The organism is Curtobacterium sp. Curtsp57 (genome assembly GCF_047324335.1).
Classification (GTDB): domain Bacteria; phylum Actinomycetota; class Actinomycetes; order Actinomycetales; family Microbacteriaceae; genus Curtobacterium.
This window is the reverse complement of record NZ_CP168511.1, coordinates 2,182,374-2,203,111: the sequence shown is the minus strand read 5'-3', so window position 1 is coordinate 2,203,111 and position 20,738 is coordinate 2,182,374. Positions and strand designations below refer to the sequence as shown.

The following is a 20,738-nucleotide window of genomic DNA, read 5'->3' as shown; positions in this document are numbered from 1 at the left end:
TCGTGGACTTCATCGGGACGGCACTACAAGGCGGCCCTGTCGTGCTCGCAGCCCTGTTCGCGGTCGTCGTCGTCATCGCTGGCGTCCAGCTCGGTCGGCTCGCGCGCGGTCAGCGCCGAAGCCGCGCAGATCGCCACGTGCACGATGTTCTCCGAGCCGAGGGGTACACCGAAGACGAGATCAGTCAGGCTCAACGGGACTCTCAGTGAGGGGCGCGACTCCGGCGCGTCACGCCCCTCACTGCTGACCAGGGAGTCACTCGGGGAAGTCGCCCCGCAGCCAGCCGACGTACCGCTCGAGCGACGACTCGACGATCCCCGATGCGTCGGCGGGGAGCTCACCGAACGCGCTGTAGAGCCGATCGAACGCGAACCCCCGCGCCACGTCCTGCACCCGGCGCACCGCGCGCTCGGGCAGCGGGATGTTGTTCACGAAGCTCCGCATCACGTTCGCCGACCGCCGGTCGCCGCCGACCGCGATCGTGTCGCCCGTGAGCAGCACGCCGCGTCCGTCCGCACCGGCGGCCCAGTGCACGACGCTGCTCCCCGCGAAGTGCCCGCCGGCCTCGACCATGACGAGCCCCGGCAGCAGCTCGACCCGGTCCCGCCACAGCGCGATCACCGGGTCCGGCCGGCGGATCCAGTGCCCGTCCTTCTCGTTGACCAGGACGGGGACCCGGTCGAAGGCGTGGCTCCACTGGATCGACGACCCGGTCAGGTGCGGATGGCTCGAGGCGATCACCGCGACGCCGCCGAGGGCACGCACGGCCGCGACGCCGGCCGCGTCGATGAACCCCGGCGGCTCGAACAGCAGGTTCCCGCCCTCGGTCTGCACGAGGAGTGCACGCTGGTTGATGCCGAGCGCGGGCTCGGTCGTGATCGCGTGCAGGCCCGGTTCGATCTCGGTGACGACGATCCGGAGGCCCTCGTCGGCGAGGGTGTCCCGGGTCGTCCACCGCTGTCCGCCCGCCGGGACGAACTGCCGTTCGTCCGAGCAGATCTCGCAGCGGACGGGTGGTTCGTCGGTGTCGGCGTGCTCGATGGCGCACGTGGCGCAGGTCCAGACGGTCATGGCATCCAGTGAACGACCTCAACCAAAGTGGAGATCAAGCCCTTTGGTACCATCAGGGAACGCAGTGTGTATCTACCGGCCGTCGCACCTCGACGGACAACGGCGGCACCCGATGGGTCCGCCGGACAGACGCGGGCCGAGAAGGCACACCTCGACATGCTCCAACCGCGTTCTTCCGACGCATCGCTGATCGCCCACGCCGGACGGTCCTACTTCCCGATCGCGTTCATCGCCCGGCTCCCCTTCGCGATGATGGTCGTCGGCGTCCTGACCCTCGTCGTCGCCTCCCGTGACTCCGTCGCCCTCGGTGGCATCAACTCCGCCTTCGTCGGGCTCGGCTCGGCGGTCTTCGGCCCGCTGGTGGGCGCAGCGGCCGACCGGCTCGGCCAGCGGAAGGTGCTGGTCCCCGTCGGCCTGGCGAACGGCGTGCTGCTCGGCGTCCTGCCGTTCGTCGTGCAGAGCGCCGCTCCCGACCTCGCCGTGCTGGCGATGTCGTTCCTCATCGGCGCGACGGCACCCCAGGTCGCGCCGATGTCCCGCACGCGGCTCGTCGCGATCATCCGGCAGCGCATGTCGGGGGACCGTCGCGAGCGGGTGCTCAGCGGCACGATGGCCTACGAGTCCGCCGCCGACGAGACGGTGTTCATCATCGGCCCGTTCCTGGTCGGGCTGCTCGCGAGCGCGATCGCCCCGTGGGTGGCCGTCGCTGGCGCGTCCGTGCTGACGTTCGTGTTCGTGACGGCCTTCGCGCTGCACCCGACCGGCAAGCTCGCCACCGGACAGCACGCCGTGGTCGCCCAGGCGCCGGCTCGGGAGCTCCTGCGCCCGCGGCTCGTCGTCGTGGTCGCCGGGATCCTCGGCATCGGCTTCTTCTTCGGCTCGACCCTGACCTCGCTGACCGCGTTCATGGAGGTCCACGGCGAGTCCTCGCAGGCAGGGCTCCTCTACGGCCTGATGGGGATCGGCTCCGCGGGACTCGCGCTCGGTTCGGCGGCGTTCCCGAAGGCGTTCGGCATCGGCTGGCGGTGGCTCGTCTTCGGTGTCGTGCTCCTCGGCGGGGCCGTCGCGTTCGCCTCCGCAGACTCGGTGCTCGCGGTCGGGATCGTCCTCGCGATCATGGGTGTCGGCATCGGCCCGACGCTGGTCGCGCAGTACAGCCTTGGCTCGGACCGGTCGCCCGTCGGGCGCTCGGCGACGACGATGACGATCCTCGGCTCCGCCGTGATCGTCGGGCAGTCGCTCACCTCGGCGGTCGTCGGCGAGGTCGCGGAACGATCCGGCACCGAGACCGCGATGCTCTTCCCGGCACTGTCCGCCGCCCTCGTGGTGCTCGCGGCCGTCGTCAACCTCATCCTGTCGCGTCGCGACCAGCGGGGCTGACGCGTCCCCCGGTCGCGTCCTGCGGATACGTTCGGTCCATGGACGAAGCGAGTCGCGACCTCATCCCCGCCGGCACCACGTTCACGGCCGACGACGTCACCTGGTGGGCCGGGAAGGGCGAGCGGTCGCTCGACCAGGCGATCGCCGAGGCCGACGTCCTCGTCAGCGCCCCGCATGCCGGAGCGGCGATCCCGGAGGAGCTCGACCGGTTCCTCGCGCCGGAGTTCACACGACGGCTGCAGTACGACTACACCGATGTGTCGACGAGCGCCGTCGTGCGTCGCTGGGCCGAGATCGACCCCCGCGTGGTCGTCGTCGAGAACCCGCACCCCCGCATGGTGCGCGACCCGAACCGTGCGCGTCCGGCGAGCCTCGTCGACGACCTGCGCGAGGCGTTCGACCGCGTCCGCACGGCCGGCCGCGGGAACCGCGTGGACCTCGGCGGTGTCGACGCGATCCGCCCGGTGACGTTCTCGTTCTTCCCGCTCATCGAGCCGCCGACGTCGGACGCGGCGCTGGTGGACCTGGCCGCGGCGTTCGAAGACGTCGCCGACCGCGGGCTCGGCGTGTACGAACGGACTCGCGACGAACTCATCGAGCGTTTCGTGACGCGCACCATGGCCGACGGCGGCACGTTCACCACGCTCTCCTTCCACGACACGATGAACACCACCACGAAGATCGACGGCGCGGTCGACGTTCCCCGGGAGCCGGCGGACCGGCTCCCGGACGTCGTGGCGCTCTCGAACCGCGGCGACGCGAACGGTGACCGGCGTGGGGACGACGCCGTGACGATGGACCCGGGGCGACTGCGGGCTCTGGCGGCGGCGCACCGGATGGCGTTCGGGGTGCCGGACGACGCCGTGCAGTGCAACCAGCCGTACCTCGGCAGCCAGGAGATCATCCGCGCCGGAGCCCGGTTCGCGCAGCTGGCGAACGACGCCGCCGTGCACGGGGCGACGTTCGACGCGGTGCAGGCCGAGTTCCTGCGGGAGTTCCTGCTCGGCGACGCGAACACGGCGGTGCTCCGTGCGCCCGGGACCGGGTGGGTCACGCCGGATGCCGCGCACGTGGACCGCATCGCGCACGCGTGCCGAGACGCCTGGGACGCGTACCGGGCTGGCTGAAGTCAGCCGTCCCTGCGATGATTTGTTATGAATTCGACCTTTCATAACACTTCGTCGGAGGAACGCCGTGCAACCGAGTCCCTACACGCCTGGTGAGGTCGCGCGCGCGGTCCCCGGGCGCGCCGCGCAGGTCGCCGACGTGGACGAGCGATTGTCCGTACTGGTCGATCTCCGCCGACTGGTCGGTCGGATCCGTGTCGACCACGCGCCCCGCGGCTTCGGGAAGACCTCGCTGCTCCGAGAGTACGAGCGACGGGCTCGCGCGCGAGGGGTGGTGACTGTGTGGGTCACGGCCGGCGAGGAACAAGGCCTCATCGAGCAGATCTGCAATGCGGTCGACAAGGCCACCGAGGAGTTCGGTGCCGTCACTCGGCGGAAGATCCGAGATCGAGTCGACTCGGTACGGATGACCGTCGGTGCTCCCGGACTCGCGCAGGTCTCCGGCACGGTGCGAGCGCCGGAGCGTTCAGCAGAGCCGAACGGTTCTCGTGCGTTCGAACGAGTGATCCGTGCCGCTGCTGAGGACACCGTGGGCATCGTGATCCTCGTCGACGAGATCCAGGCCGCCGACCCCGCTGGTCTCCGGACCCTGGTCTACGCCTGGCAGCACCTGCAAGCCGAGGCGCAGGACCTGCCGGTGGCACTCTTCGCAGCGGGCCTCCCGAACGCGCCAGAGGTGATCGCGTCGATCGTGACCTTCAGCGAACGCATCGCGTATCGCCCCCTTGGCCCTCTCGAACGTGAGGCCGAGGAAGTCGCGCTCGTCGGGCCCGCACGAGCACTTGGAGTCTCTTGGACGCCACGGGCCGTCGACTTGGCGTTGGCCATCGCGCAGGGCTACCCGTACGCCGTGCAGCTCATCGCGGATGCTGCATGGGCGGCCACGGGCAGGCCTGATCCCGGTGGGGTGATCGACCTGGGCGGAGTGGAACGAGGGCGCATCGCGATGCGAGCAGACCTCGACGCGCTGTTCCGCGCACGGTGGGCGAGCTGCTCACCGCTCGAACGCCGGATGGTCGTGGCGATGGCCGAGAACGGTGACGGCCCGGTCGCTCGAGCAACGATCGCATCGGACCTGGGTACCTCGACGAACCAACTGTCGACACCCCGTGCGCGGCTGATCGACAAGGGTCTCGTCCAGCCAGCCGACCGCGGAATGCTCCAGTTCACGATCCCCGGATTCGCGGAGTTCGTCCGCTCACTCGAAGGGGAGTGAGGAGGCCGCCTGGCCGCGGGGTCAGCCCCAGAGCAGGCCGAACACCGCGCCGAACACGATCGTCGTCGCCGCGAGCACGAGCGTCGGGATGAAGAACGAGTGGTCGACGAGCTTCGTGCCGAGCTTCGTGCTGCCCGTCGGGTCGAAGTTCGCCGCCGCGATCTGCGACCCGTTCGTCGGCAACAGGTAGATGCCCGCGAACGCGCCCGCCCACATGCCGCTGAGCAGCCCGAGCGGGATGCCGGCCGCGAGCCCGATCGGCACGATCGTCCTGGTCGCCGTCGACTGGCTCGTGGTGAGCACACAGACCAGGAAGACACCGAGGGCGAAGATCCACGGCGCAGCGGTCACGAGGCCGCCGATCGACGTCGAGATCTCCTCGGTGTAGTGCGACAGGAAGGTGTCGGTCAGCCAGGCGAGCCCGAAGAGCGCCACGGCGGAGACCATGCCGGCGCGGAACACCGTCGCCGTCGGGACCTCGGACGCCTTCGGTCGGCTGATCAGGATGATGAGCGTGCCGACGACGAACATCACGATCTCGATGATCGGCGTCATGCTCACGGCCACCCCCTCGGCGTCGAGCGGGCGGAGGCCCCGGAAGAGCCCGAACACCACGATCGCGACGACGCCGAGCAGGAACACGATCGCCGCGTTGCGTCCGCCGGAGGTCACGGTGACCTCGGCCTTCGCCGCGTCGGCCGCCGCGGACCCGGGCGCGGGGATGGTCCCGGCGGCGATGCGCGCCTGGATGTCGGGGTCGTGCGCGATGTCCTTGCCGAGCCGCCCGACCACGAACGACGACACGACGATGCCCGCGATCGCCGCCGGGATCGTCACCTTCAGGATGTCGACGAGCTCGTACCCGTACGGCGGCACCTCGGTCAGTGTCACCATCGCCGCCATGGCTGCCGAGACCGGGCTGCAGGCGAGGGCGACCCCGGTGGCCACCACCGAGAGCGACAGGGGCCGCGAGGGTCGGATGCCGTTCCGGTAGGACAGGTCCTGGATGACGGGCAGCAGCGGGTAGAGGATGTTCGAGGTCCCCGCGCCGACGGAGAACAGGAACGCGACGAGCGGGGCGATCAGGGTGATCTGCTTCGGGAAGCGCGAGATGATCTTCGCCGCGACCGACACCATCCAGTCGATGCCGCCCGCGACCTGCATGATCGACGAGGCCACGACGACCGAGATCACGATGAGCAGTGCGTCGATCGGCGGCGACCCCGGCGGCAACCGGAAGACGAACACCAGGATCGCGACACCGAAGCCGCCCCAGAGCCCCAGCCCGACGCCGCTCGACCGGGTGCCCATGACGATGCACCCGAGCACGACCAGCAGTTCCACGATGAACAGCACGACGTCCATGCCGGACCCCTCCGTGTCAGCGCCCCGGCCCCTGTCCGGCGCGTCGAGCGCGAGCCTATCCAGGCAGCGCAGAGCCGGTTCGGTGCTGCATGAGGCGAAGGTGAAGCGGTTCCGTGCCAGCATGACGGGCATGGCACGGCAGACGACGGTCCTCGTGGTGGACGACGACCCGAACGTGCTGCTCGGCATCCGTGTCGCCCTCGAGACCGACGGCCACACGGTCGTCACCGCTCCCGACGGTCGGCAGGCACTCGCCGCGGTCGTGTCGGACGACCCCGATGCCGTCGTGCTCGACCTGGCGATGCCCTTCCTTGACGGCCTCGGCGTGTGCCGGGCCCTCCGTGCCGCCGGCGACGCCGTCCCGGTGATGATGCTCACCGCGCACGATCGACCCCGCGAGCGCGTGGACGGACTCGACGCCGGTGCGGACGACTACCTCGGCAAGCCGTTCGACGTCGACGAGCTCCGGGCGCGGGTGCGTGCGCTCGTCCGACGAGGTGGCCAGAGCACGGGGACGGACCAGCCCACCTGGCGCGGGAACGGTCTCGACGCCGAGCAGCAGCGACTCCTGACGGCAGCCGGCCCCGTCGACCTCACGCGCACCGAGACAGTCGTCGCCGAGCTGCTCTTCCGGGATCCCGCCCGCGTGCGCACCCGCGACGAGCTCGGCGCGGCGGTGTGGCCCGACGGATCGGTGCCCACGTCGAACGCCCTCGACGTCGCGGTGAGCTCCCTGCGACGGAAGCTCGTCGCCGCGACCGACGGCCCCGCGATCACGGCCGTCCGCGGTCTCGGCTACCGGCTCGAGCCGTGAGGACGCGGACCGGATCGCTCCGCCGTCGCCTGGCCGCCGTCGTGGCCGGAGCCGTCGCGGTCGCCGTCGTCCTGGTGGCCGTCCTGACGTGGTTCGTCGTCGCCTCGCAGCTGCACAGTGCGCTCGACACCTCGCTCGACCGCGAGGCAACCCGCGTCCAACGTCTGATCCAGGCGAACGCCGACTGGACCGGCGAGGGGAGTGGCGGGTGCGCGTACGCCGTGGAGCCCGCGTGCGTCCGGCGCATCGACACGAGCGAGCCGGTGGGGGCCGGGAGCGGGCCGCTCACCGTCACCGAGCAGGCGCATGCGGTCGCCACCCGGGAATCGGCACGCGCGCGGTACACGGCCGACGGGGTCCGGGTCGCCGTGGTCCCGACCCGTACGGGCGAGGCCGTGATGGTCGGCGTCCCCACCCGCCAGACCGAGACGGCGCTCACGCGCACGGCCATCGCGCTCGCCGTCGCCGGTGCGATCGGGATCGTGCTCGCCGCGGCCCTCGGGTACGTCGTCGCCACCGTGGGGCTCCGGCCCGTGCGCGCGCTCGACACCGCGGTGCGACGGGTCCGGGACACGGCCGATCCGCACGAGCGCGTCGACGTGCACCGCAACGACGAACTCGGGCGGCTCGCCGACGCCTTCGACGAGATGCTCGCCGAGCTCGCGGCCGCCAGCGACGCGCAGCGGGACTTCGTCGCCGACGCGTCGCACGAACTCCGGACCCCGCTGACGACCCTGCGCACGAACCTCCAGCTCCTCACCGACGACCGGCCGCTCGACGAGGCCACCCGCGCCGCCCTGCGCGCCGCGGTCACCGAGGAGATCGCCGCGATGCAGGCGACGATCGACGACCTCGCAGAACTCGCGCGCGGAGACCGTCCCGGTGCCGACACCCTGACGACGGTGAGCCTGGTCGGTGTCGTCCGGTCGTCGGCGGCCACGGCGGCCCGCCGTTGGGGCGTGTCGTTCCGGGTGCAGTTCCCGGCGACGGACGTCCCGGTGCGCGTCGCCGACGGACGGCTCCCGCGCCTGCTGGACGTCGTGCTCGACAACGCCGGCAAGTACGGCGCAGGCGAACCGGTCGACATCGAGGTCCTCGACGGGCGGCCGGTCCTCGTGTCGATCCGGGACCGAGGGATCGGCATCCCACCGGAGGACCGCGCACACGTCTTCGACCGCTTCCACCGGGCCGCGTCCGCGCGCGGGCTCCCCGGGTCCGGGCTCGGGCTGGCGATCGCGGCGCAGATCGTCGCCGCGTCCGGCGGGACGATCACGGCTGCCGCTCGCGGCGACGGCCCCGGCACCGAGATCGTCATCACCCTGCCTGCTGGCTGACGCTCCTCGACCTCACGTTCGGCTCACGACCGGGACGCACCCTTGCGGCATGGTCATGCTGCACTCGAACCGCACGTCGCGCTCCGTCGCCGACGGTGCGCCGCTCCGCGTCGTCATCGCCGCCGGCGGCACCGGCGGACACGTCTTCCCCGGCCTCGCGGTCGCCGCCGCGATCGAACGACTCGTGCCCGGCGCGTCCGTCACGTTCTCGGGAACGCCGGACCGCCTGGAGGCCCGGCTCGTCCCCGCCGCCGGGTACCGTCTCGACACCACACGGATGGTGCCGTTCCCGCGTCGCGTGGACCGGCGCGCGTTCGGCTTCCCCGCGCGGTTCGTCCGGTGTGTCCTGCGCGCCCGCCGGCAACTCCGCGACCGACGGGCGGACGTCGTCGTCGGCGTCGGCGGGTACCCGAGCGTGCCGGCGATCGTCGCCGCGTGGACGCTCCGGATCCCGGTGCTCGTGCACGAGTCGAACGTGACGCCGGGGCTCGCCAACGTCCTCGCCGCGCGGCTGGCCGGGAAGGTCGCGTGCGCGTTCGACCCCGACCGTGCCGGGTTCGCGCCGGGCGCCGAGGTCCGGCGCGTCGGCATCCCGATCCTCCCGGGGCTGGCGTCGTGCGACCGCTCGGTGATGCGGGAACGTGCCAGGGCGGTGTTCGGCATCGCCGCCGAGGAGCGCTTCGTCGTCGTGTCCGGCGGGAGCCTCGGCGCGGTGTCGCTCGACCGGGCCGCCGTCGACCTGGCGTGCGCCCGGTCGTGGGACGGTCGGCTCCGCATGCTGGTCAAGGCGAGCGGCTCGCACGCTGCGGAGCTCGGACGGCGACTCCGCGACGGCGGGGGAGACGCGGTCGCCACGATCGTGCCGCACATCGACGACATGGCTGCCGCGTACGCCGCAGCCGACGTCGTGGTCGTCCGGGCCGGAGCCTCGACCGTCGCCGAGGTCGAGCACCTCGGTGTCCCCGCCGTCCTCGTGCCGCTGCCCGGAGCCACCGACGACCACCAGACCGCGAACGCCCGAGCCCTCGCCGCGTCCGGCGCCCGTGTCGTGGTGCTGGCCGACTCGGAACTGGACGCCCGCGCCCTGGACCGGGCCGTCTCGGAACTCGCCGGGCCCGTCGGAGCCGAACCGGGCCTCCCGGTCGCACCGATCAGCCACGCGCACCACGCGACCTCACCCCACGCGGCGGCGGCCGACGCCGTCGCCGACTGGGCGATCGAACTCGCCCGTACCGCCACGGAAAGGACCGCACGATGAACGACACGTACTGGGAGGGCCGCAGCGTCCTCGTGACCGGAGCCGAGGGCTTCATCGGCTCGACGCTCGTCGACGCCCTCGTCGAACGGGGCGCCCGTGTCCGCGCGCTCTGCCACTACAAGCCGTACGGATCGGCTGGGTGGCTCGCCCGGTACGCCGAGGACGACCGTGTCGAGGTCCTCGCGGGCGACGTGCGCGACCCGTTCCTCGTCGACTCCGCGGTCGCGGGCACGGACACCGTGTTCCACCTGGCGGCCCTCATCGGGATCCCGTACTCCTACGTCGCGCCGGAGTCGTACGTGCAGACGAACGTCGTCGGCTCGCACAACGTCGTCGCCGCGTGCCGACGCCACGGTTCCCGGATGGTGCACACCTCGACGTCGGAGACGTACGGCAGCGCGTTGCGGGTGCCGATGGACGAGACGCACCCGGCGCAGCCGCAGTCGCCGTACTCCGCGTCGAAGATCGCCGCGGACGCGATGGTGCTGTCGTACCACGCGGCCTTCGGCACGCCGGTCGCGGTCTGCCGGCCGTTCAACACGTACGGACCCCGGCAGAGTGCCCGCGCGGTGATCCCGGCGGTCCTCGGGCAGCTCGCAGCGGGGTCCGACGTCATCCGGCTCGGCTCGACGACACCCACGCGGGACTTCACGTACGTGACCGACACGGTCGCGGGGTTCCTGGCGATCGGGGCCTCGGACGCGGCGGTCGGCCGCACGTGCAACCTCGGGACCGGGAGCGAGGTGTCGATCGGCGACCTCGCGGCGATGCTCGTCCGGGTGAGTGGCCGTCGGGCGCGGATCGTGGTGGAGGAGTCGCGCCTGCGCCCGGAGGCCAGCGAGGTCGATCGACTGCTGTCGGACAACACGCTCGTCCGGTCGCTCACCGGGTGGGCGCCGCAGGTGTCGCTCGAGGACGGTCTCGCCCGCACGTGGGAGTCGGTGCGTGCGGCCTCCGGCCTGGGCACCGCCTACGTCGTCTAGGACTCGGTGTCGTCGACGAGGAGTGCCTGGTGGTCGTAGTCGCCGGAACGGACCCCGGCCCGGGCGATCATGTGCGTCGACACCGGCACCAGGAAGAGCTGGAACACCATGATCGGCAGCACGAGCCAGAGCGCGGTCCACGTCCACACCGCGACGACGATCGCCGCGAGCCCGAACGCCAGCCCGAGGACCTGCGGCTTCGCCATCGCGTGCAGCCGGACGAGCGGGTCGGGGAAGCGCACGATGCCGACGCCGGCGCCGAGCGAGAGCAGCGATCCGACGAGCAGCAGCCCGACGGCGATCCATGCCCGGATGCCCGCGCCGTCGATGAAGGACTCGATGAGTTCGATCACGACTCGCCTCCTTGGCGTCGCTCCGGTGTGGTGATGTCAGCACCGTCGTCGGAGGGATCGGAGGACGGGGTCACGGCACGGGCCACGGCGATGGTCGCGAAGACGCTCGTCGCGGCGATCACCACCAGCACCGGGATCCCTGCGAGGTCCTGCCGGATCACCATGGCCGCGGCGATCACCACGAGGACGGTGGTGAGCACCATGTCGGAGCCGATCATCCGGTCGAGGATGGTCGGGCCGCGGACGATGCGGAACACGGCGAGGAGCAGGGTGGCGCCGAGCAGGGCGAGGACCACGGCGATGAGGATCCCCATCACGACGACTCCGGCACTCATCGGGTCACCTCCGGCAGGGGTTCGGACAGTTCGGAGAGGTCCTGCTTCGAGCCGAGCGCACGGATCACCATCGTCTCGATGCCGAGTGCCTCGCGCTTGGCGTGCTCGACCTGTTCGCGTCGTTCGGTGTCGAGCACGTGGAGCAGCAGCCGACGGCGGCGGAGGTCGACGTCCGCGACGTAGGAGCCCGGCACGAGCGACACCGCGAGGGTCGCGAGGGTGAACGTCATCTCGGACGTCGTGTGCATCTGCACGAGCACGATCGAGCTGCGCCGGACGCCCCGCGGCCGGAACGCCACCCACGCGACCCGGAACGACGCGGCGACGACGAGGCCGGACCAGACGACGAGGAACCACGCGAAGTGCAGCGGTGAGAACCGGGAGGACAGCGGGACGGCCGGCAGGGGGAGGGCCTGTGTCACGAGGAGCGCCACGACGATTCCGCACAGCAGGGTCAGCGGCGTCCACGATCCCCACAGCAGCGCCCACAGCACCGTGAGCCCCAGCACGAGCGGCACGTCGTAGCGCCACGCGACGGCGATCCGTCGGGCGTTCGCGAAGCGTCGGGTCCTGGCATCGGTCACGGTCGTGCCCCCAGGACTGCCTCGACGTACTGCCGGGGGGACTCGAGCGACTCGGCCGCCCTGGTGGCGTACCCGTACAGCGGACCGGCGACGACGGTCAGCGCGACGGAGCCGAGCACGGCGACCGTGGTCACGCCGACCAGCATGCGCGGCAGTCGGGTGCGCCCGGAGACGTGCTGCATGCTCCCGGTGACCGGATCCGTGACCGTCACCGAGCCTCCCGACAGGACCGAGCCGTCCGCCTCGGATCGGGTGACGGGTGCCGGCTCCGGCGCCCGCAGCGACTCGTGCGGCTCCGCCACCGCGACGTGCGGGGCCGCTGCCTCGGCGGCGGGCTTCGGCCGCCAGAAAGCGGCATCCCACACGCGCATCAGTGCGTAGAGGGTGAGGAGCGAGGTCACGACACCGGCGGCGATGGTCATGTACGCCAGCGGACTGCCGTCGATCGCCGCGGCGCGGAAGAGTCCGAGCTTGCCGATGAAGCCGGAGAAGGGCGGGATCCCGCCGAGGTTGAACGCCGGGATCAGGTACAGGGCGGCCAGGAACGGTGCGGCCTTGAGCAGACCGCCGAGCGACCTGGTCGAGGTGGTCCCGCCGACGCGTTCCATCAGGCCCGACACCAGGAACAGGGTCGTCTGCACGACGATGTGGTGCACCGTGTAGAACACCGCAGCCGCCGTGCCGACGACCGATCCGAGCCCGATGCCCATCACCATGAACCCGATGTGGCTGATCAGCGTGAACGACAGCAGTCGCTTCACGTCGGTCTGCGACACGGCGCCGAGCACGCCGACGATCATCGTCAGTGCGGCGACCACGAGCAGGACGGTGTTGAGCTGCGGACGCGGGAACATGATCGTCTCGAGGCGGATGATCGCGTAGATGCCCACCTTGGTCAGCAGACCGGCGAACACCGCGGTGACCGGTGCGGGTGCGGTCGGGTACGAGTCAGGGAGCCAGAACGCCAGCGGGAACACGGCCGCCTTGATGCCGAAGCCGATGAGCAGCATCGTGTGGATGAGCAGCTGCACGTGGTCCGGCAGCGCTGCCATCCGCTCGCTGATCTGGGCGATGTTGACCGTGCCCGTCGCGCCGTAGACCAGCCCGATCGCGGAGAGGAAGATCGCCGACGCGATGAGGCTCGTCACGATGTACGTCGTGCCGGCCCGCACGCGCTGCTCGCTGCCGCCGAGGGTGATCAGCACGTAGCTCGCGACGAGCAGCATCTCGAACGCCACGTAGAGGTTGAAGAGGTCGCCGGCGATGAAGGAGTCGAGGACGCCCGCCGCGAGGACGAGGTACGTCGGGTAGAAGATCGTGACCGGGGCCTCGCCGTCGTCCGCGGCCAGACCCTGCCCGATCGAGAACAGCAGGACGATGAGCAGCACGCTCGCGGACACCGTGAGGAGCAACGCGCTCAACCGGTCGACGACGAGCGAGATGCCGTAGGGGGCGTCCCAGCCACCGACCTGCACGACGATGGTGCCGTGGTGGTCGACGAGCACCATCAGCGTCGCGGCGACGGCCAGCGCGATGACGAGCACGGCCACGGTGATCGCGCGCTGGATGCGCTGGTGCCGGAGCAGCCCGAGGGCGACGGCTGCACCGAGGAGCGGGACGAGGACGAGGAGCGGGACGAGGAAGGTCATCGGTGGGCCTCGTCCTGGGTCTGGTCTTCGTGGTGCCGTTCGTGGGCGGTGTCGGCTTCCGGGTCCGTGTCGGTCTCCGGGTCGTCCTCGGCCGGGGCGTCCCGTTCGTGCCGGATCGCGACGTCGGCCTCGTCCACCTCGACCTCGTCGGCGCGGGACAGCGTCCAGGAGCGGTGGATGAGGGCGAGCAGGAACGCGCTGACGGCGAAGGTGATCACGATGGCGGTCAGGGCGAACGCCTGGGGCAGCGGGTCGGTGATGCCGTCCGACGACTTGCCGATCGGCGGGTTCCCGGCAGCGCCGGACATCACGAGCAGCAGCAGGTTGAGGGCGTTGCCGACGAGCAGGAACCCGAGCAGCATCCGCGTGAGCGAGCGTTCGAGCAGCAGGTAGACCCCGCACGCGAAGAGGACGGCCATCGCGATGACGAGGACGAGGGTGATGGTCATGCGGTCACCTCTTGCTGTTCGCGGTCGTCGGGGTTGCCCTCGATCGAGTCGGACGTCGGGGTACTGGAGTCCTCGAGCCGCTGCCGGTCGACCTCTGCGCCGAGGCTCCGCAGGACGTCGAGCACCAGGCCGACGACGACGAGGTACACACCGATGTCGAAGAACGTCGCCGTGACGAACTCGACGTGCCCGAGGATCGGGACCGTGGCCTCGAAGAACTCCGAGTACAGGGCTTCTCGGCCGAAGAACAGCGGCACGATCGCGGTGATCGCGGCCGTCGCGACACCGAGGCCGAGCAGCCGGCCGGCACGGATCGGAGCGGCGGCACCGAGCTCGGCTGGGCCACCGGCCAGGTAGCGGGCCGCGAGCGCGATGCCCGCGACGAGCCCGCCGGCGAACCCGCCGCCGGCGGCGTTGTGCCCGGCGAACAGCAGGTAGACGGACAGGACGATGAGCCCGTGGAACAGCAGTCGGACGACGACGTCCAGCAGCGCGGAGCGACCGGTCGGGAGCGCGGCGCTCGTCGGCAGCCAGGCGCGGGGCTCGCCGTCCGGGCGGTGCTTGTCGCTCGCGACGACGCTCGGCAGGTCGCGGAGTCGGGGGAGCGTGTCCTCGCGGGAGTTCACGAAGATCAGGCTCGCGACACCGGTGGCCGCGGCGACGACCACGGTGAGCTCACCGAGCGTGTCCCAGCCGCGGAGGTCGACGAGCGCGACGTTCACCACGTTCAGGCCGTGTCCGAACGAGCTCGTCAGCGCGGGGAGGTCCGGCCAGATCGGCTTGGCCGACCGAGCAGAGGCGGCGACGATGACGACGACCGCCAGGGTGGCGCCCGCGAGTGCGGCGAACAGGGCGCGGAGCACCCGGAAGCGCGAGGGGTTCGCCGTCGCGATCCGCGGGGGGAGGCGGCGGAGCACCAGGACGAAGGCGATGAGCGTCACCGTCTCGACGACGAGCTGCGTGAGGGCGAGGTCCACGGCGCCGTGCAGGACGAACAGCACGGACATGCCGTAGCCCGTGACACCGACGAGCACGGCCGCGGCGAACCGGGTCTTCGCGGTGAGGACGGCGATCGCGGCGATCGACATCACGATCACGACCGGGATCTGGCCCCACGAGTCGGCGAAGCGCACGTGGAACTCCCACGGCCCGCCGAGCGCCAGGTTGACGAGGGCGCCGGCGACGAACACCGACAGGATGACCGTCAGGTAGTAGGGGAGCGAGCCCCGCTGGAGGGCGGCGGTGACACCGGTGGCGGCCCGGTCGAGCCCGCGCATGAGGTGTCGGTAGGTGTTCGCGGCGCTCGGGAACCCGGCGAGGCGGTGCTGGAGCGCCTCGACCCTGGTGCGAGCGGCGAAGAGCGCCAGGCCGCCGATGAGCGTGATCGCGGAGATGCCGAGCGCCGGCTCGAGCCCGTGCCAGAGCGCCAGGTGCGGCACGGCTTCCCCGGACATCGACGCGGCGGCAGCGGCTGGTTCGATCCCGTGCGCCACGACCGGCGTGAGGAGTCCGAGCGCGAGGCCCGTGAGGCCGAGGATCGAGGGCACGACCCCGAGACCGTGCAGCGCGTGCGGCTCGGTCTGCTCCACCCCGGGCTTGCGGGCGAAGGCGCCCCAGAGGAAGCGCAGCGAGTAGGCGACGGTGAGGACGGACCCGACGGTGACGCCGACGAGCGCGAACCACGCCCACCCGGACCCCGGGCCGTGCAGCGCTTCGACGAGCCCGGTGAGGACGGCTTCCTTCGCCACGAACCCGATCATCGGCGGGATGCCGGCCATCGAGAGGAGCGCCAGGACGGCGACGGTCGCGAGCCACGGGAGCTTCCGGCCGAGCCCCGACAGATTGCCGAGGTCCCGGGTGCCCGTGACGTGGTCGATCGTCCCGACGACCAGGAACAGCGTCGACTTGAACGCGGCGTGGGCGACGAGCAGCGCGACCCCGCCGAGGGCGATCGCGGGCGTGCCCCAGCCGGCGGCGAGCACGAGGAACCCGAGCTGGGCGACTGTGCCGTACGCGAGCAGCAGCTTGAGGTCGGTCTGGCGGAGGGCCCGGTACCCGCCGATCACCATGCCGAGCACGCCGAGCAGGGTGATCGTCTCGCGCCAGCCCTCGAGCAGCGCGAACGCCGGGGCGAGCCGGGCGACGAGGTAGATGCCGGCCTTGACCATCGCCGCGGCGTGCAGGTACGCGCTCACCGGGGTCGGCGCGGCCATCGCGGCCGGGAGCCAGAAGTGGAAGGGGACGATCGCGGACTTCGTCAGGGCACCGGCGAGGATCAGCACCACCGACACGGTGACGATCGTGCCGGTCGGGGCCTGCGCGACGATGGCGGACAGCTGCGTCGTGCCGGCCGTGACGGACAGGATGACGAGGCCGGCGAGCATCGCCAGGCCGCCGGCCGTGGTGACGACGAGCGCCTGCATCGCAGCGGCGCGGCTCGCCCGCTTGACGGCGTCGTGCCCGATGAGCAGGTAGGAGAAGACGGTGGTGGCTTCCCACAGGACGAACAGCACGATGACGTCGTCGGCGATCACCAGGCCGTACATCGACCCGGCGAACGCGGTGAGGACCCCGGCGAACCGGCCGAGCCCGGGTTCCTTCGGGCCGAAGTACGACGCGCAGTACACGAGCACGAGCGCGCCGACGACCGTCACCACGAGCGCGAGGACCCACGACAGCGCATCGACCCGGAGCGCGATCGACAGGTCGAGTTGCGGGATCCACTGCACCGACGAACGGACGCCCCCGTGCAGGGCCCGGTCGGTCTGCGCGATGGTCAGGACCGCAGCAGCCGCCGGCGCGAGGGCGGCGACGTAGAACACACGGCGCCCGAGCAGGGGCGTCAGTGCGGGGACGAGGAGCGCGACGACTCCGAACGCGACGAGGACGGTGACCATGGGGCGCCTCCTCGGGGTCGGGCGTGCAAGTCCGGCTCTGGGTGGCTCTCAGGCTACCGAGAGCCGGATGGGGAGAACCTGAACGACCGGACAGGATGACCCACCGAGGATCAGACTTCGAGCACCACTCTGCTCGTTCCGGCGTCGACCTGTCCGGCCCATGCGTCCGCGACGGTCCGCATCGGCATCGCGGTCGCATCGACCGCGATGGTGCCGTCCGCGATGGCGGCGACGATGCCCGGGAGCTCGGCGACGAACCCGGACGTCCCCACCGAGCCCTGTCCGCTGCCGACGATGGTTAGGCCGGACGCCCGGAGTGCTGCGGACGGGATCGGAGCCTCCTGGCCGGCCGTCGACCCGATCGCGATCCAGTCGAGGCGCTCGTCGCGGGCTTCGCGGGCGGTGACGAGCGTCCGCATGACCGCGGCGGCGGGCGCACCCCAGACGTAGTCGATGACGACGTCCACGTCGGACGCCGCGCGGCCGATCGCCTCGACGTCGTCGAGCGGGACGACGGCGTCCGCGCCGAGCGCGGGGAGTCCGGCGAGCCGCTCCGCACTGCGGCCGCTCGCGACGACGTGGGACGCCCCGAGGTGCTTCGCGACCTGCACGGCGGCACGGCCGGATGCCCCGGTCGCGCCGAGCACGAGCACCCGCGCACCGTCCGGGAACGCGATGCGGCGACGGAGCGCCACCCACGACGACATCACCGGGTTGACGCCGGCTGCGACCCGGGCGGGGTCGGCGCCGTCCGGCAGGACGACACTCGCGCGGGGGTCCACTGCGGTGCGTTCGGCCATCGAGCCCCTGGTGTCGGACTGCACGGCGAAGTAGCGGAGCGTGCCGTCCGGGAAGCGCCCGACGCCGTCCACGCCCGGGATGAGGGGGAGCGCGCCCTCGCTCGTGTAGTGCGACCCGTCCGCCTGCGACCGGACGCGGGGGTGCAGGCCGGCGGCGACGACGTCGACCACGACCTCCGCACCGCGGGGTTCGGGTTCCGGGAACTCGGTCCACGTGGGTGCCGAGTCGAAGTGCGTGACGACCGATGCGTGCATGACTGTCTCCAATTGGTTCGTGTTGCGAATCAAAGTAGTTCGCACAACGAAGTTCGTCAAGTAGGCTCGGTCCATGGACACCACGGAGCAGGACCGCCTCGTCGACGCCCTCGGCCACGCGGCGTTCACGACCATGGGCTCGCTGACCGGGCTGGCGGCCGACGCCGGGTTGTCCCTGACGCAGCTCCGGGTGCTCGCGATCCTGCGTGACCGCCGCCTCCGGATCGGCGACCTGGCCGAGTACCTCGGGCTCGAGAAGTCGACGATGACCGGCCTCGTCGCCCGTGCCGAGAAGAAGGAACTGCTCGCGCGCGTCCCGAACGCGGACGACGCGCGCGCGGTCGACGTGGTGCTCACCGACCGCGGGCACGAGGTGGCCGCCGCGCTCGAGGCGGCCATGCGTGACGCGCTCCTGCCGCTCACCGAGCGGCTGCCGTCGACGGACCGCCGTCGGCTCCGCGAGCTGCTGGAGCGCATGCTGCGCTGACGTGCGCGGGTCCGGCAGGTGCTCTGGTCGCGCCACGCCCGGACGGGAGGCTCGTGCCGGGGCCGCCACGAGCCTCCCGTCCGGTGGCCGGCCGCGCCGATCGCCGTGGGACGCGCGCACGTGTCGTTGCGTCTGCAAGGAGCGACAGGGTCGCTGTCGTACGACAGCGACCCTGTCGCTCCCACGCGCCTGCAACTGTTGCGGACGCGTGGGGACGACAAGACCGATGTCGTACGACACCGACGCTGTCGTTCCGAGTCGGGTGGAGGGAACGCGTGTGTGAGTGTGGAAACGCGAGTGCGGGAGGGGGACGCGTGCACACGGGCTCGCAACCGCGGCGCGTACTGTGCGCGCCATGCGCACCCGGACCGCAGCACCGATCGCGTCGTTCGCCCTGCTCGTCCTGGCGCTCGCCGGGTGCACCGCCGGGTCGGACGCCGACGAGTCGACCACACGCCGCAGCGCCACCGCGGGGCCGGCGCCGACCGACCTGGCCACCGGCGAGGTCGCACCCACCGGGGCCGTCTCGGACGTCGCGACGGACCTCGACGCGCCGTGGTCGGTGGTGCTCACCGACGACGACGTCCCGCTCGTCAGCCTGCGCGACTCCGGGGACGTCCTCGAACTCGGGGACGACGGCGACCCCCGCACGGTCGGCACGATCGAGGGTGTCCGGCACGGCGGCGAGGGCGGGCTGCTCGGCCTCGCGCTGCACGACGACGACCTGTACGTCTACTCGACGGGCGACGACGGCAACCGTGTCGAGCGCTACCCCCTCAGCGGCAGCGCGGGGTCGTACGCCCTCGGCGATGGGACGACGGTCATCGACGACCTGCCCGCGAACAGCTTCCACAACGGCGGGCGCATCGCGTTCGGCCCCGACGACATGCTCTACGTGACCGTCGGCGACGCCGGCAACCGGTCGGAGGCGCAGGACCGGGACTCCCTCGCCGGCAAGATCCTGCGGCTCACGCCGACGGGGGCGGTCCCTGCCGACAACCCGTTCGACGGCTCCCCGGTGTGGTCGCTCGGACACCGGAACGTGCAGGGGCTCGGGTGGGCCTCCGACGGCACGATGTTCGCGTCCGAGTTCGGCGAGAACACCTGGGACGAACTCAACGTCATCGAACCCGGTGCCGACTACGGCTGGCCGGAGGTCGAGGGCACGGGTGGTGTCGATCAGGGCTTCGTCGATCCGGTGCAGCAGTGGCGGACCTCCGACGCCAGCCCGTCGGGCCTCGCGGTGGTCGATGACACCGTGTTCATCGCGAACCTCCGTGGCGAGGTGCTGCGGTCGGTCCCCGTGTCCGACCCGTCGACGTCGCGGGAGTGGTTCGCCGGGACGCACGGACGGCTGCGCACGGTGCTCGCCGGTCCGGACGACACGCTCTGGTTCGTGACGAACAACACCGACGGCCGCGGCAGCGCCGGTGCCGGCGACGACCGGATCCTGTCGGTCGCCCTGACCGGCTGACCGGCTGACCGACTGACCGGCTGGCGGACCGACGCACGGCGCGCGCGTACCGTCTGGGCCATGCCTGCTCTCACCGACACGTTCGTCATGTCCAACGGCCTGCACATCCCGAAGATCGGGTTCGGCACCTGGCAGATCCCGCCGGGCTCCGAGGCCTACGACGCCACCCGCGTCGCGCTCGATGCCGGTTACCGCCACATCGACACCGCGGCCGCCTACGGCAACGAGGCCAGCGTCGGCGAGGCCGTCCGCGACAGCGGCGTCCCGCGTGACGAGGTCTTCATCACCACGAAGCTCCCAGCCGAGATCAAGACCGCGGCAGGCGCCCGTGAGGCCTTCGCGGCGTCGACGGCGGCGCTCGACCTCGGCGTCGTCGACCTGTACCTGATCCACGCGCCGTGGCCCTGGAGCGACATGGGCAGCGACCACCGCGCGGGCAACGTCGAGGTGTGGAAGGTCTTCGAGGAGCTCTACGACGCCGGCAAGACGAAGTCGATCGGTGTCTCGAACTTCGTCGTCGCGGACCTCGAGCACCTCCTCGCGAACACCGACGTCACCCCGCACGCCGACCAGATCCGCTGGTTCATCGGCAACACCCAGGACGACACGACGGCCTTCTGCGCCGAGCACGAGATCCTCGTCGAGGGGTACTCGCCGCTCGCCACCGGCGGCCTGCTGTCGAACACCGCGATCGAGGACATCGCCCGGAAGTACGACAAGTCCGTGGCACAGGTCGCCATCCGCTACCTGCTCGAGAAGGACGTCCTGCCGCTGCCGAAGTCCACGACCCCGTCCCGCATCGCGGAGAACGCCGACGTCGACTTCGTCCTGGCGCCGGAGGACGTCGCGACCCTCGACGCGCTGGAGGACACCACGGCGTGACCGCGAGTGGCGTCGGGACGGGGTC

The 20,738-nt window shown here is 71.6% G+C and carries 20 protein-coding genes; 10 read left to right on the top strand and 10 right to left on the bottom strand.

Annotated features, from left to right (window positions below; genetic code table 11):
- Window positions 1-23: 23 nt before the first annotated feature.
- On the bottom strand, window positions 24-194 hold the full coding sequence (locus ACEN9V_RS10280) for a hypothetical protein (RefSeq protein ID WP_413600225.1): 171 nt from the start codon (window positions 192-194) through the stop codon (window positions 24-26).
- Window positions 195-255: 61 nt separating this feature from the next.
- Window positions 256-1,071 (bottom strand): hydrolase, encoded by an 816-nt coding sequence (locus ACEN9V_RS10275; RefSeq protein WP_413600224.1) that lies wholly within the window; start codon window positions 1,069-1,071, stop codon window positions 256-258.
- A gap of 156 nt (window positions 1,072-1,227) precedes the next feature.
- Between ACEN9V_RS10275 and ACEN9V_RS10270 the strand changes: the two genes are divergently transcribed.
- The 3 genes from ACEN9V_RS10270 to ACEN9V_RS10260 all read left to right on the top strand — a co-directional run bounded on the left by ACEN9V_RS10270 (window position 1,228) and on the right by ACEN9V_RS10260 (window position 4,794).
- A complete protein-coding gene (locus ACEN9V_RS10270; protein WP_413600223.1) occupies window positions 1,228-2,451 on the top strand; it encodes an MFS transporter in 1,224 nt (407 codons plus the stop codon).
- A gap of 38 nt (window positions 2,452-2,489) precedes the next feature.
- Window positions 2,490-3,578: an N-formylglutamate amidohydrolase gene (locus tag ACEN9V_RS10265; RefSeq protein WP_413600222.1), complete on the top strand. Its 1,089-nt coding sequence runs from the start codon at window positions 2,490-2,492 to the stop codon at window positions 3,576-3,578.
- 67 nt (window positions 3,579-3,645) lie between these two features.
- On the top strand, window positions 3,646-4,794 hold the full coding sequence (locus ACEN9V_RS10260; RefSeq protein WP_281266566.1) for an AAA family ATPase: 1,149 nt from the start codon (window positions 3,646-3,648) through the stop codon (window positions 4,792-4,794).
- Window positions 4,795-4,815: 21 nt separating this feature from the next.
- Here the strand turns inward: ACEN9V_RS10260 and ACEN9V_RS10255 are convergent, their stop codons facing one another.
- Window positions 4,816-6,159 carry an anaerobic C4-dicarboxylate transporter family protein gene (locus ACEN9V_RS10255; protein ID WP_413600221.1) on the bottom strand — a complete coding sequence of 448 codons (1,344 nt, stop codon included), beginning with the start codon at window positions 6,157-6,159 and terminating at the stop codon, window positions 4,816-4,818.
- Window positions 6,160-6,289: 130 nt separating this feature from the next.
- Between ACEN9V_RS10255 and ACEN9V_RS10250 the strand changes: the two genes are divergently transcribed.
- Genes ACEN9V_RS10250 through ACEN9V_RS10235 form a run of 4 tightly spaced genes read left to right on the top strand, consistent with a single transcriptional unit; the run spans window position 6,290 to window position 10,548 of the window.
- Window positions 6,290-6,973 carry a response regulator transcription factor gene (locus ACEN9V_RS10250; protein ID WP_413600220.1) on the top strand — a complete coding sequence of 228 codons (684 nt, stop codon included), beginning with the start codon at window positions 6,290-6,292 and terminating at the stop codon, window positions 6,971-6,973.
- Complete coding sequence (locus ACEN9V_RS10245; protein ID WP_413600219.1) at window positions 6,970-8,307, top strand: ATP-binding protein; 1,338 nt, start codon at window positions 6,970-6,972, stop codon at window positions 8,305-8,307. The genes ACEN9V_RS10250 and ACEN9V_RS10245 overlap by 4 nt, the downstream gene beginning before the upstream one ends.
- A 49-nt stretch (window positions 8,308-8,356) precedes the next feature.
- Window positions 8,357-9,565, top strand: a complete 1,209-nt coding sequence (locus tag ACEN9V_RS10240) for a UDP-N-acetylglucosamine--N-acetylmuramyl-(pentapeptide) pyrophosphoryl-undecaprenol N-acetylglucosamine transferase (protein ID WP_413600218.1) — start codon at window positions 8,357-8,359, stop codon at window positions 9,563-9,565.
- Entirely contained in the window at window positions 9,562-10,548 is a 987-nt protein-coding gene (locus tag ACEN9V_RS10235) for an SDR family NAD(P)-dependent oxidoreductase (protein WP_413600217.1), read from the top strand. Before ACEN9V_RS10240 ends, ACEN9V_RS10235 begins: the two co-directional genes overlap by 4 nt.
- Here ACEN9V_RS10235 and ACEN9V_RS10230 read toward each other — a convergent pair.
- The 7 genes from ACEN9V_RS10230 to ACEN9V_RS10200 form a co-directional block, all read right to left on the bottom strand.
- Window positions 10,545-10,901 (bottom strand): cation:proton antiporter, encoded by a 357-nt coding sequence (locus tag ACEN9V_RS10230; protein ID WP_413600216.1) that lies wholly within the window; start codon window positions 10,899-10,901, stop codon window positions 10,545-10,547. The two genes, ACEN9V_RS10235 and ACEN9V_RS10230, sit on opposite strands and share 4 nt — an antisense overlap.
- The gene (locus ACEN9V_RS10225; RefSeq protein ID WP_413600215.1) at window positions 10,898-11,236 is read right to left on the bottom strand and encodes a sodium:proton antiporter; all 339 of its coding nucleotides are present in this window, start codon (window positions 11,234-11,236) and stop codon (window positions 10,898-10,900) included. Before ACEN9V_RS10225 ends, ACEN9V_RS10230 begins: the two co-directional genes overlap by 4 nt.
- Window positions 11,233-11,820, bottom strand: a complete 588-nt coding sequence (locus ACEN9V_RS10220) for a Na+/H+ antiporter subunit E (protein WP_413600214.1) — start codon at window positions 11,818-11,820, stop codon at window positions 11,233-11,235. The genes ACEN9V_RS10225 and ACEN9V_RS10220 overlap by 4 nt, the downstream gene beginning before the upstream one ends.
- Window positions 11,817-13,469, bottom strand: a complete 1,653-nt coding sequence (locus ACEN9V_RS10215) for a Na+/H+ antiporter subunit D (RefSeq protein ID WP_413600213.1) — start codon at window positions 13,467-13,469, stop codon at window positions 11,817-11,819. The genes ACEN9V_RS10220 and ACEN9V_RS10215 overlap by 4 nt, the downstream gene beginning before the upstream one ends.
- A complete protein-coding gene (locus ACEN9V_RS10210) occupies window positions 13,466-13,918 on the bottom strand; it encodes a Na(+)/H(+) antiporter subunit C (RefSeq protein ID WP_402727811.1) in 453 nt (150 codons plus the stop codon). Before ACEN9V_RS10210 ends, ACEN9V_RS10215 begins: the two co-directional genes overlap by 4 nt.
- Window positions 13,915-16,815, bottom strand: coding sequence for a Na+/H+ antiporter subunit A (locus tag ACEN9V_RS10205; protein ID WP_413600212.1), 2,901 nt, complete (start codon window positions 16,813-16,815; stop codon window positions 13,915-13,917). The genes ACEN9V_RS10210 and ACEN9V_RS10205 overlap by 4 nt, the downstream gene beginning before the upstream one ends.
- A 110-nt stretch (window positions 16,816-16,925) precedes the next feature.
- Window positions 16,926-17,870 (bottom strand): zinc-binding dehydrogenase, encoded by a 945-nt coding sequence (locus ACEN9V_RS10200; protein WP_413600211.1) that lies wholly within the window; start codon window positions 17,868-17,870, stop codon window positions 16,926-16,928.
- Window positions 17,871-17,943: 73 nt separating this feature from the next.
- Between ACEN9V_RS10200 and ACEN9V_RS10195 the strand changes: the two genes are divergently transcribed.
- From ACEN9V_RS10195 to ACEN9V_RS10185, 3 genes are all read left to right on the top strand, one after another.
- Window positions 17,944-18,357, top strand: a complete 414-nt coding sequence (locus tag ACEN9V_RS10195) for a MarR family winged helix-turn-helix transcriptional regulator (RefSeq protein ID WP_413600210.1) — start codon at window positions 17,944-17,946, stop codon at window positions 18,355-18,357.
- A 355-nt stretch (window positions 18,358-18,712) separates the two neighbouring features.
- Window positions 18,713-19,831, top strand: coding sequence for a PQQ-dependent sugar dehydrogenase (locus ACEN9V_RS10190; protein ID WP_413600209.1), 1,119 nt, complete (start codon window positions 18,713-18,715; stop codon window positions 19,829-19,831).
- Between the two features lie 60 nt (window positions 19,832-19,891).
- The gene (locus tag ACEN9V_RS10185; protein WP_402727816.1) at window positions 19,892-20,713 is read left to right on the top strand and encodes an aldo/keto reductase; all 822 of its coding nucleotides are present in this window, start codon (window positions 19,892-19,894) and stop codon (window positions 20,711-20,713) included.
- Window positions 20,714-20,738: the final 25 nt, after the last annotated feature.

Bases quoted from the DNA above. Each gene is read 5' to 3' on its own strand.
- ACEN9V_RS10275 (WP_413600224.1), bottom strand. From the start codon at position 1,071: ATGACCGTCTGGACCTGCGCCACGTGCGCCATCGAGCACGCCGACACC.
- ACEN9V_RS10270 (WP_413600223.1), top strand. From the start codon at position 1,228: ATGCTCCAACCGCGTTCTTCCGACGCATCGCTGATCGCCCACGCCGGA.
- ACEN9V_RS10265 (WP_413600222.1), top strand. From the start codon at position 2,490: ATGGACGAAGCGAGTCGCGACCTCATCCCCGCCGGCACCACGTTCACG.
- ACEN9V_RS10255 (WP_413600221.1), bottom strand. From the start codon at position 6,159: ATGGACGTCGTGCTGTTCATCGTGGAACTGCTGGTCGTGCTCGGGTGC.
- ACEN9V_RS10250 (WP_413600220.1), top strand. From the start codon at position 6,290: ATGGCACGGCAGACGACGGTCCTCGTGGTGGACGACGACCCGAACGTG.
- ACEN9V_RS10240 (WP_413600218.1), top strand. From the start codon at position 8,357: ATGGTCATGCTGCACTCGAACCGCACGTCGCGCTCCGTCGCCGACGGT.
- ACEN9V_RS10235 (WP_413600217.1), top strand. From the start codon at position 9,562: ATGAACGACACGTACTGGGAGGGCCGCAGCGTCCTCGTGACCGGAGCC.
- ACEN9V_RS10225 (WP_413600215.1), bottom strand. From the start codon at position 11,236: ATGAGTGCCGGAGTCGTCGTGATGGGGATCCTCATCGCCGTGGTCCTC.
- ACEN9V_RS10215 (WP_413600213.1), bottom strand. From the start codon at position 13,469: ATGACCTTCCTCGTCCCGCTCCTCGTCCTCGTCCCGCTCCTCGGTGCA.
- ACEN9V_RS10210 (WP_402727811.1), bottom strand. From the start codon at position 13,918: ATGACCATCACCCTCGTCCTCGTCATCGCGATGGCCGTCCTCTTCGCG.
- ACEN9V_RS10205 (WP_413600212.1), bottom strand. From the start codon at position 16,815: ATGGTCACCGTCCTCGTCGCGTTCGGAGTCGTCGCGCTCCTCGTCCCC.
- ACEN9V_RS10200 (WP_413600211.1), bottom strand. From the start codon at position 17,870: ATGCACGCATCGGTCGTCACGCACTTCGACTCGGCACCCACGTGGACC.
- ACEN9V_RS10195 (WP_413600210.1), top strand. From the start codon at position 17,944: ATGGACACCACGGAGCAGGACCGCCTCGTCGACGCCCTCGGCCACGCG.
- ACEN9V_RS10190 (WP_413600209.1), top strand. From the start codon at position 18,713: ATGCGCACCCGGACCGCAGCACCGATCGCGTCGTTCGCCCTGCTCGTC.
- ACEN9V_RS10185 (WP_402727816.1), top strand. From the start codon at position 19,892: ATGCCTGCTCTCACCGACACGTTCGTCATGTCCAACGGCCTGCACATC.